This window comes from Cyanobium sp. Alchichica 3B3-8F6, from assembly GCF_024346435.1.
In the GTDB taxonomy this organism is placed as follows: Bacteria; Cyanobacteriota; Cyanobacteriia; order PCC-6307; family Cyanobiaceae; genus Cyanobium_A.
Window position 1 is genome coordinate 141,127 of record NZ_JAGQCZ010000003.1, and the last position, 14,872, is coordinate 155,998.

Below are 14,872 nucleotides of genomic sequence, written 5' to 3' on the forward strand. Positions count from 1 at the left end.
GCAGGCTCACAGCGGCGTGTTGCTCGTGAGCCACTCGCCTGTGCCATCGCGGCGCCACTCCCGTTTCCAGAACGGTGCGTCGTGCTTGAGCGCCTCCAGCAGCTCCTGGCAGCAGCGCTGGGCGGGGCCGCGGCGGTCGGCGCCGATGGCCACCAGCACGATCGCTTCACCCGGCAGCACCCGGCCGATGCGGTGCTGCACCAGGCAGCTGCCCACCCCATGGCGCGCGCAGCAGCCTGTGGCCAGCTGCTGCAGCTGGCGCTCGGTCATGCCCGGATAGTGCTCCAATTCCAGGGCCAGCAGGGGCGTTCCATCGGCGGCCGCGGCCCGCACTCGACCGATGAACACGCTCTCGGCAGCGCTGGCGTTGGTGCTGGGGCCGCTGGCGGCGAGCTGGCGCTGCCACTGCTCCAGGCAGGCGAGCGGCTCGAAGGCCTCCAAGTGGAGATCGATCTTGAGCTGCAGGCCCTCAGCGTCAGCCACCGCTGATCGGAGGTAGGAAAGCCAGCTCATCGCCGGGGAGTAGGGGGGTGTCGGCCGCGGCGAACTGCTGGTTGATGGCGACGCGCACGCTGTTCAGCTCTCCCGGCAATTGCAGCGTCTGCCAGAGCTGGCGCGGGGTGAGGGTCGCCTCCACCAAGGCGTCTGCGGTCCACTGCCGCTCGGCCCAGCCCGCCTGCTCTCGCAGCCCTGCGAACAGGCGGATGCGGATTCCTGCGGCCGATGGCTCACCCATGGCCGCAACGCTAACTAGCGCTCCCGCGCGCCACTGTCACGATGGCTCTCGCGTTGTTCGATCCGCTTTGAGCCTCGCCATCGCCCTGCTCACGGTGTCTGACACCCGCACCCTGGCGGACGACCGCTCCGGTGATGCCCTGCTGGCGCGGCTTCAGGCGGCCGGCCACCGGCTGGTGGAGCGGGCACTGGTGCCCGACAACCGTTATCGCATTCGCGCCGAACTCAGCCGCTGGATCGCCGATGAGGCGGTGCAGGTGGTGATCAGCAGCGGCGGCACCGGCCTCACCGGCCGCGACGGCACGCCGGAGGCGGTGGTTCCCCTGCTGGACAAGACGATTGAGGGCTTCGGCGAGCTGTTCCGGGTGCTGTCGTTCGAGACGATCGGCACCAGCACCTTGCAGAGCCGCTGTTTGGCGGGGGTGGCCAACGGCACGGTGATCTTCGTGCTGCCGGGCTCCCTGGACGCGGTGGAAACCGCCTGGGACCGCTTGATCTGCGCCCAGCTCGATGCCGCTACCCGCCCCTGCAACCTGGTGCAGCTGTTGCCGCGGCTGGGGGAATCGCCGGATCAGCCGGCGGGCCAGGGCTGATCTCTCTAGCGTGCCACTGAAACCGGCATCCGTGGCCATGGCGCCTGAGGAGTCTGGATCGCCAGCCACTGGTTTGCCGACGGGGTCGGATCTGCCATCGGCTTTGGAGGATGGCAGCAGCGGCGGCGGCTGGCCGTTGATCGATGGTTGGGCCCGCGCCACCTTCTCGCCCACGGGTCTGCGCCTCTGGCAAACCCTCAGCCATCAGAGCGCCTGCCTGTCGTGCGCCTGGGGCACCGGCGGCCAGAACGGCGGCTTTCGCGATGAACTGGGCGAGCCGCTGCAGCGCTGTTTCAAGAGTGTGGAGGCGATCCAGGCAGAACTGCAGCCAGCGGTGCCCGCTGAGGTGTTTGCCGGTCGCAGCCTGGCCGAGCTGCAGCAGCTCAGCTCCGCCGAATGCGATCGCCTGGGGCGCCTCGATCGGCCCCTGATCCATCGCGCCGGCAGCACGCACTACGAGCCGATCAGCTGGGAGGAGGTGCACGCGCTGGTGGCCGAGGCCTTCCACGCGCCGGCGCCGGCGCGGGTGGCTTCCTACAGCTCCGGCCGCTCCTCCAACGAGGCCGCCTACCTGCTGCAGCTGCTGCTGCGGGCCCGCGGCTGCAACAACCTGGCCGACTGCTCCGACCTCTGCCACGCCCCCTCCACCATCGGCCTCACCAGGGTGTTCGGCAGCGGCACCTCGATGGTGAACCTGGAGAGCCTCCAGCACGCTGATGGCGTGGTGCTGGTGGGCTCCAACGCGCCGGCGAACCATCCGCGCCTGATGAACGAGCTGATCCGCCTGCGCGAGCGCGGCGGCACGGTGATCGTGATCAATCCGGTGCTGGAGGCCGGGCTGCTCAAGTTCGGCTCGCCCGCCTTCCCGATCCGCTCGATGCTCGGCGGTGGTAGTGAGATCGCCTCGCTGTTTCTGCAGCCGATCCCCGGTTCCGACACGGCGGTGTTTCTGGGGATCCAGAAGGCGCTGCTGGAGCGCGGCGCCATCGATCTTGCGTTTGTGAAGGCCCACGCTGACGACTGGCAGCCGTTGCTTGAGCAGATCGAATCCACCAGCTGGGAGGCGATCAGTGCCTGCTGCGGCCTCAGCCGCGAGGAGCTCGAGCACACCGCCGCCCGGCTGGCTGCGTGCAAGGCGGTGGTGTTCGCCTGGGCGATGGGCATCACCCACCACGCCAATGGCACCGCCAACGTGCAGGCGATCGCCAACACCGCCCTGCTCACGGGCAACGTGGGCCGCCCCGGGGCGGGCACGATGCCGATCCGCGGCCATTCCAACGTGCAGGGCTTCGGCTCGATGGGGGTGTCGGTGCACCTGCGTGAGCCGATGCGGCTGGCACTTGAGCAGCTGCTCGGCCGGCCGCTCAGCCGCACCCCCGGCTACGACACTCGCGCCCTGATCGAGGCGGCCGAGAGGGGTGAAGTGGACACCCTGTTGTGCCTGGGCGGCAATCTGTTCGGCGCCAATCCCGATAGCGCCCAGGCCCAGCGCGCCCTCGGCCGCATCGACACGATCGCCTACCTGGCTACAAAGCCCAACACCGGCCATTTCCATGGCCTCGGCGCCCGCCAGACCTTGCTGCTGCCGGTGTTCAACCGCTTCGAGACGCCCCATCGCACCACGGTGGAATCGGGCAACAACTGGGTGCGGCTCAATGAGCCCGGCCGCACCCACCTGCGCGGTGGGGACCTGATCAGCGAGGTGGCTTTCCTGGCCGAGCTGGCCCACCGCCTGCACGGCAGCGAGCCGATCGACTGGCGGTGCCTGCAGGAGCCCGTGTATGTGCGCGAGTTGATCGCCCGCACCGTGCCCGGCTATGGGGCGATCGCCGACATCGATGCCAGCAAGCGGGAGTTTGAGGTGGCGGGTCGGGTGTTCCAGGAGCCGCGCTTCCCCACCGCCACGGGTCGCGCCCAACTCGCCGCCACGCCCCTGCCGGATCTCACCTTGCCCAGTCCGGAGCATTTCGGCGGCCTGGCCCCCTGTGAGCGGGGCCTGGTGCTCAGCTTGATCACCGCCCGTAGCTACGGCCAGCACAACACCGTGGTGTACAAACCGGGCGACAGCTATCGGGGCATGACCCACCGTCAGACGATTCTGGTCAACCCGGAGGATCTGGTTGCCTGTGGTCTGTGGGCCCACCAATGGGTGACCGTGCAGGGCGAAGCAGGCCAGCTGGAAGGGATTGAGCTGATCCCCGGCTCGGTGCGCCGCGGAGCGGCTTTGATGTTTTATCCGGAGGCCAACGTGCTGATGCGGGCCGTGAGCGATCCCGAAAGCGGCACCCCGGCCTTCAAGCGGGTACCGGTGCTGGTGCGTGGAGCATGACGCGAATCGTGATGCTGCAGACCTGGCTGGAGGAGCAGCGGCGTCGCGGGCGGGACTACCAGCCGCGCTTTCGGGGCCGCCATTTGTCGGTCACCTGGTTGGGGGCGCTGCTGGCGCTCTCCCTGCTGGGCCTGCTCAGTGCCTGGAGCGGCATGGTGCTGCTGGCGGCGCCGCTGGGGGCCTCCTCGGTGCTGCTGTTTGGCTACCCAGCCAGCCCCCTGGCCCAACCGCGCAACATCGTGCTCGGCAACCTGGTGGGAGCGTTGGTGAGCGTGGCGGCAGTGGCCTGGCTGGGCCAGGGGCCGCTGGTGATCGCCCTGGCGGTGGCGCTCACGGTGCTGCTGGGTCAGCAGCTGCGCTGCCTGCATCCGCCCGCCGGCGGCCTCGCTTTTCTCGGCGTGGCGCTGGGGGCCGCCCCTCCATTTGTGCTGACGCCCGTGCTGAGCGGTTCGCTGTTGCTGGTGCTGATCGCCGCGGTCTTCAGCCGTTGGGTGAAAGGTGCTCTGCCCTACCCGCACCACTGGCTGTAACGCTCCGGGTGCGTGGAGGCCGGTTGATCTCAACCACCATTGATCTCAACCACCATTGATCTCAACCACCCAGGTAGGCCATCTCCGCATGGGGGGGCGCTCCCACTGGGTCCGGGGGGGTGCCGCGGGCCCAGACCTCCTGCCGTTCCTCGCTCCAGCGGTCGGACCGGCGGCTCCAGAGGCCGGCGATCACGTCGCGCAGCGCCTCTGAGGAGCTGGTGGGCTGCAGCCAGGGGCGCAGGTCGAGGCCGCTGCCGGGGGCGGCGAACAGGCAGGTGTAGGCGATGCCGTCGGCGGTGACGCGCAGGCGGTTGCAGTCGCCGCAGAAGGGGGCGCTCACCGACGCCACCACGGCGAGGACGCCGCCGCCTTCTGGCTCGCGATCCTTGTAGCGCCAGCGGCTGGCGGTGGCGTGGGCCGCGCGCCCCTGGGGCTCCAGCGGCCAGCGCGCGCTGATCCGCTCCACCATCTCGGCGGCGCTCAGCACCGCCTCGGGCCGCCAGCCGTTGCGGTTGCCCACGTCCATGAATTCGATCAGGCGCAGCTCCAGGCCCCGCTCGCGGGCCAGGGCCGCCAGGGGCAGCAGCTGGTCGTCATTGGCACCGCGCTGGATTACGGCGTTGAGTTTGAGCGCTCCGCGGCCCGGATCAAAGCCGGCGGCGCAGGCGTGCTCGATCGCTGCCAGCACCTTCGCCAGCAGGGCTTTGCCGTTGCTGACTCCGGCCATGCGGGCCACTGCCGCGCCCGTAGTGCCATCGAGGCTCAGGGTGATGCGATCGAGGCCGGCGCCGCGCAAGGCCCGGGCCCGCTCGGCGCTGAGCAGGGCGCCATTGCTGGTGAGGGCGATCTCGCGCAGGCCGGGGCCTTCGGGCTCTGTGGCGCGTAGCTGTTGCACCGCGGCGATCAGCTCCTCCAGGCCGCTGTGCAGCAAGGGTTCGCCGCCGGTGAGCCGCAGGCTGCGGGCCCCCAGCTTCACCGCTGCCTCGATCACCGCCAGGCGCTGCGCCAGCGTCAGCAGGCCAGGCGGTTCCACCCCATCGGGCAGGCAGTAGGGGCAGGCCAGGTTGCAGCGGGCCGTGAGCGACAGCCGCAGCACCCCGAGGGGTCGGTTGAGCTGGTCGGTGGCGCTAGCCATGGCAGCCACGCTATGGCTGCAGTCCTGATGTTGGCGGTAGCGTTTCGGCATGGTTGTTTCCGCTGCCACGCCGTTCCGCCCACCGGCCATTCCCTGGCGCAAGCCCCAGGAGTTGAAGGTGTCGCCGGACTTGGGCACAGGATTGGATCCCCAGAGGTGTGGCGAGGCCTTAGCGCGTCTGTGCGTTGAGCCCGATGTGCAAGCGGTGATCGCCTTTGGCTCGCGGGCGCGTGGGGAAGCCCGAGTTGATTCGGATCTGGATCTGGCGGTGATCGTGCGCCAGCCCCAGCTCACTCCCGCTGAAAAAATTGCGTATTGGCAGCGCTTCGATCGGGCGCTGGGTCGGCTGGGAGTGGGAGTCGACCTGGTGGTGGCGGGCGTTGCCGATGCCGAACGACTGAGCGGCTCCCGCTGGCACGTGTTCGGCGATGTGGCCCGTGAGGGCCGGGTGCTCTATGTCGCCGGCTGAAGACGCGCTGCTGGAGGCGGAGTTGGATCGATGTCAGCGGGTGGTTGAGGCGCTGGGCGAATCGATCGGCTGATCGGCCTGCGGCCGGTTCACGTTGCGGATGGCAAGAGGATCCAGCGGCACCGCCTGGTAAGGCTGCGAGGCCAGCCAGCTCTGCAGCCGCCGCTCGCCGCGCTCCACCGCCGCGGCCAGGTGAGCCCGGATTGGGGCGCTGCTCGGGTAGAGGCCCAGCAGCGGTTGCAGGCGCTCGCCGTCATGGGCCAGGTGGAGTCGGGGGGGATCTGCCTCGCCAGTCGCCGCCGCCAGCAGAGTGTGCAGGGCCGCGAGGCTGAGATCCGGCATGTCCACCGGGCAGAGCAGCAGGCGCTCGTCGGGGTGGCGCTGCATCAACCGGTGCAGGGCCAGCAGGGGGCCTTCCCAGGGGGGCGGTTCAGCGAGGGCGGTGATCGGAGGCGGGGCCAGCTCCAGGTGCGCCGGATGGCGGCTCAGCAGGGTGATCGGCGCCTCCAGCTGGGCCAGCAGGCGCAAGGTGCGCTCAAGCCACGTGCCGCCTTCAGGGTGGGGCAGCAGCGCCTTGTCGCGGCCCATGCGCCGGCTCTCGCCGCCGCTCAGCAGGCAGGTGCGCAAGGGCCCCTGTAACAACGGCTGCCAGGCAGGTCGCCGTTCCCCCATAGGGTCCCGCCGCTCCTTCGATCGCTCCATGGCTCTGCCTCCCCACACCACGGCTCTTCTCGACGCCAAGCGCCGCAGCGGTCTCAGCTTCGCCGACCTCGGTGCTCGCCTGGGTCAGGACGAGGTCTGGACGGCCAGCCTGCTCTACGGCCAGGCCACGGCTTCCGCCGATCAGGCCCAGGCCCTGCTGGAGGCTCTGCAGGTGAGCGAGCCCGAGCGCTCAGCCTTGCTGGAGGCCCTCATCACCTATCCCATCAAAGGGGCCCTCGATCCGGTGATCCCCACCGATCCGCTGCTCTATCGCTTCTACGAGATCCTCCAGGTTTACGGCCTGCCGCTCAAAGACGTGATTCAGGAGCAGTTCGGCGACGGCATCATGTCGGCGATCGACTTCAGCCTCACCGTCGCCAAGCAGGAGGACCCCAAGGGCGATCGGGTGGTGGTGACCATGAACGGCAAGTTTCTGCCTTATCGCAAGTGGTGAGGCTCAGGGCGCCACTGTTCAGCGCGCCTCAGCCAGCAACCCGAACTCGGCCAGCGCCCGCTGCAGGTTGCGGTGTTCGTGGCCGGGGTGGCTGAGTTTCACCAGGGCGAAGCGTTGCAGCTCGGTGAGCTCTGCCCAGTCGCCGGCCCGCACCCCGAGACCCAGCTGGGTGCAGGAGGCGGCCAGCACTGCGGGCAGCTCCTCGCTTTGCTGCCAGGGCTCCCCGCTGGGACGCGGCAGCTCCTTGGCCTGGCCGGCGCTGAGACCGGCGGTGCGCGCCAGCAGGTGCGCATGCAGCGCCTCGATGGCGGCGGCATCGTCGGCCCAGGCCAGCAGCTCCTGGCGCTCGGTTTCGCCCAGCTCACTCCAGTGCTGCAGCTTGAGCTTCACGCCGGCCAGATCCAGCTTGCGCCGCACCGCCATCGGGATGCAGCGCAGGTCGGCGGTGAAGTCGGCCTCGAAGCCGAAGCAGGCGCTGGCCAGGGGGGAGCTCAGGGGAATCGCGGTAACAACCGCCACCATCATCGGACGCTCCGCCTTGGTCCAATGGCCCCATGGCAACTGACTCCTCCGCCAGCCCAGTCGCCCGGGCCCAGTGCCCCTACTGCGGCGTGGGCTGCGGCCTGGAGCTCAAAGCGCCAGCCGAACCCGGCGGCAGTTGCACCGCCCGCGGCGACCGCCACCACCCCTCGTCCCTGGGCCAGGTGTGCGTGAAGGGCGCCACCGTTGGCGAAACCCTGCACCACAACCGGCTCACCACGCCCCTCTGGCGCGCCCGCACCGACCAGCCCTTCGAGGCGATCAGCTGGGAGCGGGCCTTCAGCCTGCTGGTGGAGCGCATCCAGGCCACCCTGGCCAGCAAGGGGCCCCAGGCGCTGGCGATCTACGGCTCCGGCCAGTTTCTCTGCGAGGACTACTACGCGGCCAACAAGCTGCTCAAGGGTGCCCTGGGCAGCAACAACTTCGATGCCAACTCGCGGCTGTGCATGAGTTCGGCGGTGGCGGGCTACGCCCGCAGCCTCGGCTCCGATGGTCCGCCTTGCTGCTACGACGACCTCGACCTGGCCGACCTGGTGCTGCTGATCGGCACCAACACGGCCGAGTGCCATCCGGTGTTGTTCCAGCGGCTGCTCAAGCGCCGGCGCAAGGGGGCCGGGCCGCGGCTGGTGGTGGTGGATCCGCGCGCCACCGCCGCCAGCGACGCCGCCGATCTGCACCTGGCGATCGCCCCGGGCACCGACCTGGCCCTGCTCTGCGGGCTGGGCCACCTGCTGCTGCAGCGGGGTGGCGTGGACCAGGCCTTCGTGGCGGTCCACACCGAGGGCTTCACCGAGCTGGAGACGCTCTGGCGGGCCTGGGAGCCGGCCCGGGCGGCGGCGGTGTGCGGCATCGCCAAAGCGGATCTGCGCCAGCTGGCCGATTGGTGGTGTGAGGCCGCAGCCGCGCTGAGTTTGTGGTCGATGGGGGTGAACCAGAGCCGCGAGGGCACCGCCACCGTGGCGGCGATCTGCAATCTGCACCTGGTGAGCGGCCAGATCGGCCGGCCCGGCGCTGGACCCTTCTCGCTCACCGGCCAACCCAACGCCATGGGCGGCCGCGAGGTGGGTGGCCTGGCCCAGCTGCTGCCCGGTTACCGCACTGTGAGCGATCCGGAGCACCGCGCTGAGGTGGAGCGCCATTGGGGTGTCGCGCCCGGATCGATCGTGCCCGAGCCCGGCCTGGCGGTGTGGCAGCAGATCGAGGCGATGGAGCGGGGCGAGCTCGACCTCTGGTGGGTGGCGGCCACCAACCCGCTGGTGAGCCTGCCCAGCCTCGATCGGGTGCGGGCGGCGGTGGCCAGCTGCCCGCTGGTGGTGCTCAGCGAGGCCTACGCCGGCACCGAAACCGAGGCGGTGGCCCACCTGGTGTTGCCGGCTGCCCAGTGGAGCGAAAAGGAGGGGGTGATGGTGAATTCCGAGCGCCGCGTCACCCTCTGCCGCGCCTTTCGCGAGCCCCCGGGTGAGGCTCGCCCCGACTGGGCGATCTTTGCCGAGCTGGGCCGGCGGCTCGGTTTTGTGGAGCAGTTCAACTACGGCACGGCGGCCGAGGTGTATGCCGAATTCGTGGCGCTCACCGCCGGCCGACTGTGCGACAGCAGTGGCCTCAGCCACCAGCTCCTGGCCGACCACGGCCCCCAGCAATGGCCGTTTCCTGGCGGCACGGAGCCGGGCGGTGGCCAGGAGCGGCTTTACACCGAAACCGGCTGCGATGGCCGTCGCTTTCCCACCCCCTCTGGCCGGGCGCGCCTCTGGGCCGATCCACCGCTGGGTTTGGCCGAACCCCCCGATGCCGCCTATCCCTTGGTGCTCACCGTGGGCCGGTTGCTGGGCCACTGGCACACCATGACCCGCACCGCCCATGTGGCGCGGGTGGCCAAGGCCCACCCCGAACCACTGCTGGAGGTGCACCCCCACGATGCAACCCAGGCCGGGCTGGAGGAGGGGGGGATGGCGCAGGTGCGCTCCCGCCGCGGCGCCCTGCTGGTGAAGGTGCAGCTCAGTGCACGCATCCGCCCGGGCACGGTGTTCCTGCCCATGCACTGGGGCGCCTCCCAGGGGGAGCTGGCCTGCGAGGCCAATCGGTTGATGCACGAGTTGGGCTGCCCGATCTCCAAGCAGCCCGAACTGAAGGGGGCAGCGGTGGCGCTGGCCCCCGCCTGAATTTCGATCTTGTCCCCAGTGATCGCTGCCTCAGTCCAACTCGTGGGCGAAGCGGCGGTAGAGGAAGTCGAGGGCGTGGTTGCGCAGCTGGCCGTAGCGGGGATCGTCCTGGATCGCTTCGTAGCTCCTGGGCCGCTCGAAGGGCACTTCCAGGATCTCGCCGATGGTGGCTGAGGGCCCGTTGGTCATCATCACGATGCGATCAGCAAGGAACAGCGCCTCATCGATGTCGTGGGTGATCATCAGCACCGTGGGCTTCTGCTCGCGCCAGATCGCCAGCAGCTCTTCCTGCAGCTCTTCTTTGGTGATCGCATCCAGCGCCCCGAAGGGTTCATCCAGCACCAGCACCGCCGGGGTCACGGCCAGGGCTCGGGCGATCGCCACCCGTTGGCGCATGCCGCCGGAAAGCTGGCTTGGTCGCTTGCTGCTGGCCTCCATCAGTCCCACCATCTCCAGGTGATGGCTCACCACCTCGCGCCGGCTGGGGGCATCCAGCTCCGGGCGAGCGGCCTTCACAGCCATCTCCACGTTCTGCCACACGGTGAGCCAGGGCAGCAGGGAATAGTTCTGGAACACCACCATCCGATCGGGGCCGGGCCGCTCGATCGGGATGCCATCCAGGGTCACGGCCCCGCTGCTGGGCTGCAGGAAGCCCGACACCATGTTCAGCAGGGTGCTCTTGCCGCAGCCGGAATGGCCGATCACGCAGAGGAATTCCCCCTGGCGCACCTGCAGGTTGATGTCACGCAGGGCCTCGAAGGGGCCGCGGCGGGTGTGGAACACCTGGCCCACATCCCGGAATTCCAGAAATGCTTGGCTGGTGGCGGCGGAGCTGGCTTTGCTGGCAGCGGTGGTGGTGGTCATCAGTGGGCGGCGGCTTGTTGTTTGAGACGGCGCTGCTCCTGCAGGAAATGGATCAGCTCGGCGCGCAGGTGGTAGTAATCGGGATGGTTCATCACCGCCAGCCGGTCGCGGGGGCGTGGCAGCGGCACGTCCACGATCCGGCCGATACCGGCGGCCGGGCCGTTGCGCAGACACACCACCCGGTCGGAGAGCAGCAGGGCTTCATCCACGTCGTGGGTCACCATCACGGCGGTGAGCTGCGACTCCTGGCAGATCTGCATCAGCTGCTGCTGCAGGTTGCCGCGGGTGAGGGCATCGAGGGCGCCGAACGGTTCATCCAGCAGCAGCAACGTGGGCCGGATCGCCAGGGCCCGGGCGATCGCCACTCGCTGCTTCATGCCGCCGGAGAGTTCGGCTGGGAATTTCTGAGCTGCAGCGGTGAGATTCACCAGCTGGATGTTGCGCTCCACGATCTCCCGCCGCTCGGCTGGGTTTAGCTTGGGGTACACGGTGTCCACCGCCAGGGCGATGTTCTGGCGCACCGTGAGCCAGGGCAGCAGCGAGTAGTTCTGGAACACCACCATCCGCTCCGGCCCCGGATCGGCGACCTGGCGGCCATGCATCAGGATGCCGCCCTCGGTGGCCTGGCTGAGGCCAGCCATCAGGTTGAGCAGGGTGCTCTTGCCGCAGCCGGAGTGGCCGATCAGGGTGACAAACTCGCCGGCGCGGATGTCGAGATTCACATCCTGCAGGGCCACGTATCGGCCGCCGTCATCGAGGTTGAAGGTCTGGGTGACGGCATCAACCGTGAGCAGTCCGGTGGCCATCTCAGCTGGCCCCCTTGCTCACCTTGCGGCCCACCCAGGCCACCAGTCGGTCGAGCAGCAGACCCACCACCCCCACGTAGAGAATGGCCAGGATGATTTGGCTGGAGCTTGATTCGCCACCGGCGTTGTAGGCATCCCAGATGAAATAGCCGATGCCACCGTCGGCCTTGAGCATCTCGGCGGCCACGATGGCCAGCCAGGCCAGACCCACGGCAATCCGCAGACCCGTGAACACGTAGGGAACCGTGGCTGGAATCACGATGTTGCGGATGTAGGCCCGCTTGCTCAGGCGCAGCACCCGGGCCACGTTGGTGTAGTCCTGGGGGATCTCTTGGATGCCCACAGCGGTGTTGATGATGATCGGCCAGATCGCCGTGATGAAGATCACGAAGATGGCCGAGGTGTTGGCGTCCTGAAACACCATCAGCGAAATGGGGAACCACGCCAATGGCGGCACCGTGCGCAGCACCTGCACCACCGGATCGAAGCCCTTGCCGGCGAAGCGGTTGAGGCCGAGCAAGCCGCCAATGCCGATGCCCACCAAGGCAGCCAGGCCATAGCCCACAGCCACCCGTTGTAGGGAGATCAGGATCTGCCAGCCCAGGCCCTTGCTGGTGCCGCCCTCATCAAAGAAGGGCTGGCTGATGTAGGGATCCCAGGTGTTCGCAATCACGTTGATCGGGCCTGGAAGACGGGCTTGGCCGAGAAAGGCGGAGAGGATCTGCCAGGCCAGTAGAAAGGCGCCGATGCAGAGGAGATAGGGCAGGGCCTGCTTGAGCGCAGGCAGGCCGGAACGCCTGCGCCGCTGTCCTGGGCTGAGCGTCGTGGTCATCAATGGGAAGGGGAACGCGTGAGCTGGAAGGGGTGATGGGGTGGGCCGGCGATGGGCGCCGGCGATCTACTTCAAGGTTTTGAAGGTGAGGCTGGCCAGATAGCCCTTGGGGTCTGCCGGATCGAACACCACGCCGTCGAAGAACGTTTCCTTGCCGCGGGAATCGCTGGCGGGAATGGCCTGCGCCTGACCGATGGCGGTGGCGGCCTCACGCCACAGATCGGAGCGGTTCACACGGTCGATCAAGGCCTTGGTGTCGGTGTTTGCGGGCAGATAGCCCCAGCGGATGTCCTCGGTGAGGAACCAAAGATCGTGGCTCTTGTAGGGGAAGGAGTGAGAGTTTTGGTCACTCCAGAAGTGCATTTTCAGCGGAGTGTTCGCCACCTTGCGCCCGTCTCCGTAGTCGAAGCTGCCGGCCAGTCGGGGCTTGATGTCTTCCACGCTGCACCTGAAGTAGCGGTCTCTCGAGGTGATCTCGCAGAGTTCATCGAGATTGGCAGGGTCCTCGCACCAGATCTGGGCCTCCTGGACGGCCATCAGCAAGGCCTTTGCCGCCTTGGGGTTTTTGTCCACCCAATCGGAGCGCATCGAGAAGGCCTTTTCAGGATGGTCTTTCCAGAGTTCGCCGGTGATGGCTCCTGTATAGCCAAGCTTCTGATTTACGGTGCGCTGGTTCCAGGGCTCGCCCACGCAGAACGTGTCCATGGTGCCGGTTTGCATGTTGGCCACCATCTGGGCTGGTGGGACCACCACCAGGTCGGCTTCGGTGGCCGGATTCACGCCATTGGCTGCCAGCCAGTAACGCATCCATAGATCATGCGTTCCACCTGGGAAAGTCATGGCGGCTTTCAGCAGTTTGCCGCTGGCTTTTTTCCTCTCGGCAATTTGTTTGATCTTCGGGTCTTTGATGGTGACCTTCTCGGCCAGGAATTCATTGGAGAGTGAGAGGCCTTGGCCATTCACATTGAGCCGAGCCAAGATATACATCGGCAACGGCTTCTGGCTCTTGGTGATGGAACCTGTGGTGAGCAGGTAGGGCATCGGTGTGAGGATGTGAGCGCCGTCAATGCCGCCCCGTTCACTGCCAAGTTCCAGGTTGTCGCGGGTGCCAGCCCAGGAGGTTTGCTTCACCACCTTCACTTCGGGCATGCCGTGTTTGGCAAAGAAACCCTTCTCGGAGGCAATGATCAGCGGGGAGGCATCGGTGAGGGCGATGAAGCCCAGGGTGGCGCCTGGGACTTCGGGAGCGTCAACGCCGCTGGCCGAGCTGGTGGCTTGAATTTCAGGTTTCTTGCCAGGGCCGCCACAGGCGGCGAGCCAGAGGGCACCGGCCGCCGAGCCAGCGGCAGTGAGCAGAAACTTGCGGCGCGAAAAATTGGACATGTGTTGCGGAGCGGCGTGGATGCTGCCGGAGTGATGGCGAACTGCACTCCGGTCGGGCTCCACAACAAAGCGCACCGAACCGGCCAAAAGGTCAGGTCGGCGCATGAGCTGACCGACCCAACTAAGACACCACGCCGGCCCGCCAGGGGAGAGTGGCGGTTGCTACCGATTGGCCAATGTCTGCCGGAGGCGCTCGCCACTGCGGGCTGCCAGCAGGGCGCGGGCCTGCTCGAGGGCTGCGGGCAGGCTGTCGATCTGATCGCTGAGCCAGAGGTAAGCGCCCAGATTCCAGAGCAGTGGCCCGGCCAGGGGGCCTTCGCTTGTCAGCGCAGCCAGCGCCTGCGCTTGCCAGGTTGCCAGGCTTTCCCAGGCCACGTCATCGCCATGGAGGCCGTGGTCGCGCGGGTGCAGCAACAGCCTCTCCACGCTTCCCTGGCGCAGCCGGGCGGTGATGCCGGCGCGGCTGGAGGGGAGGTCGGTGGACCCCTCCAGTCCCTTCACGGTGAGCACGTCGGCCTCGCCGGCCAGCTCCAGCGCTTCCCAGGCCCGCTTCTCCGTGGGGGGATGCACGAAGCCGCTGATCAACAGATGCTGGTCCCGGTGGGGTGTCCACAGCAGTTCCAGGCTGGCCACCGGCGGACGCTTGCCGATTTCATCGCGGGCCGGCACCAGGCGCTCGGCCGCCGGGAAGTGGTCGGGCTGGTGGGTGAGTGCCAGGTTGTGCAGATCCAACCTCTCCTGCACAGCAGTGAGTGTGAGCCCGCGCCAGGTGATGCCGAGCGCTGCAAACAGTTCCGCCAGGGTGACGCCGTATTTCACCGGCATCGGATCACCGCCATGCAGCACCACCGGCAGCCCGCTGCTGGCCAGCAGCAGCGCCAGCAGCGGCAGCAGCGGTGCGGTGCGGCTGCGGCCGTCGTAGGGCACCCCGAAACTGAGCGCCCGCTTGCCTGGGGTTTCCAGCACCGGGCCGTTCTGTCTGTAGCTATCGAGCATGCCCGCCAGCTCAATGGGCAGCGGCCTGCGGATGCGGTGGGCGATCAGAAAGGCACCCAGCTGGGCTTCGCTCACCTTGCCTTGGAGCATCAGGTCTGTGGCGATGCGGGCCTCGTCCCGGCTGAGTCCGGTGCTGGTGTGTTCGCCACTGCCCACCTTGCCGATCAGCTCGCGGAACTGGGCCCGAGCCCCTCCGAGGGCCTGCAGCTGTTGGTCTCGGCGGCTGCTGATGTTCGGTAGCGGTTGCGACACGGACAGCGGGCGCCTCAGCGCACAATCTCGTTGATTTTCAGCAAGGAAATCATCCAGCACGGAAGTCTGCGCCGCCGCCATGGGTGCCACTTC

Annotated in this window: 15 protein-coding genes and 1 pseudogene; 6 read left to right on the plus strand and 10 right to left on the minus strand. The window is 68.1% G+C overall.

Annotated elements, in window-relative coordinates:
• Nucleotides 1-6: 6 nt before the first annotated feature.
• Both KBY65_RS03985 and KBY65_RS03990 read right to left on the minus strand, forming a co-directional pair.
• Entirely contained in the window at nt 7-483 is a 477-nt protein-coding gene (locus KBY65_RS03985; RefSeq protein ID WP_254988304.1) for a molybdenum cofactor biosynthesis protein MoaE, read from the minus strand.
• Nucleotides 476-736, minus strand: coding sequence for a MoaD/ThiS family protein (locus KBY65_RS03990; protein WP_254988305.1), 261 nt, complete (start codon nt 734-736; stop codon nt 476-478). The genes KBY65_RS03985 and KBY65_RS03990 overlap by 8 nt, the downstream gene beginning before the upstream one ends.
• Before the next feature lie 67 nt (nt 737-803).
• Here KBY65_RS03990 and moaB point away from each other — a divergent pair, with 67 nt between their 5' ends.
• The 3 genes from moaB (at nt 804) to KBY65_RS04005 (ending at nt 4,187) form a co-directional block, all read left to right on the plus strand.
• The gene (moaB, locus tag KBY65_RS03995) at nt 804-1,328 is read left to right on the plus strand and encodes a molybdenum cofactor biosynthesis protein B (RefSeq protein ID WP_094558923.1); all 525 of its coding nucleotides are present in this window, start codon (nt 804-806) and stop codon (nt 1,326-1,328) included.
• A 73-nt stretch (nt 1,329-1,401) separates the two neighbouring features.
• Nucleotides 1,402-3,657, plus strand: coding sequence for an FdhF/YdeP family oxidoreductase (locus tag KBY65_RS04000; protein WP_409996619.1), 2,256 nt, complete (start codon nt 1,402-1,404; stop codon nt 3,655-3,657).
• Entirely contained in the window at nt 3,654-4,187 is a 534-nt protein-coding gene (locus tag KBY65_RS04005) for an HPP family protein (protein WP_255000601.1), read from the plus strand. The genes KBY65_RS04000 and KBY65_RS04005 overlap by 4 nt, the downstream gene beginning before the upstream one ends.
• A 61-nt stretch (nt 4,188-4,248) precedes the next feature.
• On the opposite strand, the gene KBY65_RS04010 is transcribed toward KBY65_RS04005, so the two are convergent.
• Nucleotides 4,249-5,322 (minus strand): GTP 3',8-cyclase MoaA, encoded by a 1,074-nt coding sequence (locus KBY65_RS04010; RefSeq protein WP_255000602.1) that lies wholly within the window; start codon nt 5,320-5,322, stop codon nt 4,249-4,251.
• A 49-nt stretch (nt 5,323-5,371) separates the two neighbouring features.
• Between KBY65_RS04010 and KBY65_RS04015 the strand changes: the two genes are divergently transcribed.
• Nucleotides 5,372-5,791, plus strand: coding sequence for a nucleotidyltransferase domain-containing protein (locus KBY65_RS04015; protein WP_094558921.1), 420 nt, complete (start codon nt 5,372-5,374; stop codon nt 5,789-5,791).
• Between the two features lie 33 nt (nt 5,792-5,824).
• Here the strand turns inward: KBY65_RS04015 and KBY65_RS04020 are convergent, their stop codons facing one another.
• Complete coding sequence (locus KBY65_RS04020) at nt 5,825-6,418, minus strand: molybdenum cofactor guanylyltransferase (RefSeq protein ID WP_255000603.1); 594 nt, start codon at nt 6,416-6,418, stop codon at nt 5,825-5,827.
• 73 nt (nt 6,419-6,491) lie between these two features.
• Here KBY65_RS04020 and cynS point away from each other — a divergent pair, with 73 nt between their 5' ends.
• Nucleotides 6,492-6,947, plus strand: coding sequence for a cyanase (gene cynS / locus KBY65_RS04025; protein ID WP_094558919.1), 456 nt, complete (start codon nt 6,492-6,494; stop codon nt 6,945-6,947).
• An 18-nt stretch (nt 6,948-6,965) separates the two neighbouring features.
• On the opposite strand, the gene KBY65_RS04030 is transcribed toward cynS, so the two are convergent.
• Nucleotides 6,966-7,469, minus strand: coding sequence for a nitrate reductase associated protein (locus tag KBY65_RS04030; RefSeq protein ID WP_254988308.1), 504 nt, complete (start codon nt 7,467-7,469; stop codon nt 6,966-6,968).
• A gap of 32 nt (nt 7,470-7,501) precedes the next feature.
• Between KBY65_RS04030 and KBY65_RS04035 the strand changes: the two genes are divergently transcribed.
• A complete protein-coding gene (locus tag KBY65_RS04035; RefSeq protein WP_255000604.1) occupies nt 7,502-9,646 on the plus strand; it encodes a molybdopterin oxidoreductase family protein in 2,145 nt (714 codons plus the stop codon).
• Between the two features lie 30 nt (nt 9,647-9,676).
• Here KBY65_RS04035 and KBY65_RS04040 read toward each other — a convergent pair whose 3' ends face one another.
• From KBY65_RS04040 to KBY65_RS04060, 5 genes and pseudogenes are all read right to left on the minus strand, one after another.
• Nucleotides 9,677-10,510 (minus strand): ABC transporter ATP-binding protein, encoded by an 834-nt coding sequence (locus KBY65_RS04040; RefSeq protein ID WP_094558917.1) that lies wholly within the window; start codon nt 10,508-10,510, stop codon nt 9,677-9,679.
• Nucleotides 10,511-10,515: 5 nt separating this feature from the next.
• Nucleotides 10,516-11,316: pseudogene (locus tag KBY65_RS04045) on the minus strand (nitrate ABC transporter ATP-binding protein); the annotation flags it as partial.
• Nucleotide 11,317: 1 nt separating this feature from the next.
• Nucleotides 11,318-12,148 (minus strand): nitrate ABC transporter permease, encoded by an 831-nt coding sequence (ntrB, locus tag KBY65_RS04050; protein ID WP_094558915.1) that lies wholly within the window; start codon nt 12,146-12,148, stop codon nt 11,318-11,320.
• Nucleotides 12,149-12,214: 66 nt separating this feature from the next.
• Nucleotides 12,215-13,531 (minus strand): CmpA/NrtA family ABC transporter substrate-binding protein, encoded by a 1,317-nt coding sequence (locus KBY65_RS04055; protein WP_094558914.1) that lies wholly within the window; start codon nt 13,529-13,531, stop codon nt 12,215-12,217.
• A 162-nt stretch (nt 13,532-13,693) separates the two neighbouring features.
• Entirely contained in the window at nt 13,694-14,734 is a 1,041-nt protein-coding gene (locus KBY65_RS04060) for an anthranilate phosphoribosyltransferase (protein ID WP_254988353.1), read from the minus strand.
• Nucleotides 14,735-14,872 lie beyond the last annotated feature (138 nt).

Excerpts from the sequence above, each read along its gene's own strand:
- KBY65_RS04040 (WP_094558917.1), bottom strand. The coding sequence starts at position 10,510 with ATGACCACCACCACCGCTGCCAGCAAAGCCAGCTCCGCCGCCACCAGC.
- KBY65_RS04015 (WP_094558921.1), top strand. The coding sequence starts at position 5,372 with ATGGTTGTTTCCGCTGCCACGCCGTTCCGCCCACCGGCCATTCCCTGG.
- KBY65_RS04010 (WP_255000602.1), bottom strand. The coding sequence starts at position 5,322 with ATGGCTAGCGCCACCGACCAGCTCAACCGACCCCTCGGGGTGCTGCGG.
- KBY65_RS04030 (WP_254988308.1), bottom strand. The coding sequence starts at position 7,469 with ATGGTGGCGGTTGTTACCGCGATTCCCCTGAGCTCCCCCCTGGCCAGC.
- KBY65_RS04055 (WP_094558914.1), bottom strand. The coding sequence starts at position 13,531 with ATGTCCAATTTTTCGCGCCGCAAGTTTCTGCTCACTGCCGCTGGCTCG.
- KBY65_RS03990 (WP_254988305.1), bottom strand. The coding sequence starts at position 736 with ATGGGTGAGCCATCGGCCGCAGGAATCCGCATCCGCCTGTTCGCAGGG.
- cynS (WP_094558919.1), top strand. The coding sequence starts at position 6,492 with ATGGCTCTGCCTCCCCACACCACGGCTCTTCTCGACGCCAAGCGCCGC.
- ntrB (WP_094558915.1), bottom strand. The coding sequence starts at position 12,148 with ATGACCACGACGCTCAGCCCAGGACAGCGGCGCAGGCGTTCCGGCCTG.
- KBY65_RS04035 (WP_255000604.1), top strand. The coding sequence starts at position 7,502 with ATGGCAACTGACTCCTCCGCCAGCCCAGTCGCCCGGGCCCAGTGCCCC.
- KBY65_RS04005 (WP_255000601.1), top strand. The coding sequence starts at position 3,654 with ATGACGCGAATCGTGATGCTGCAGACCTGGCTGGAGGAGCAGCGGCGT.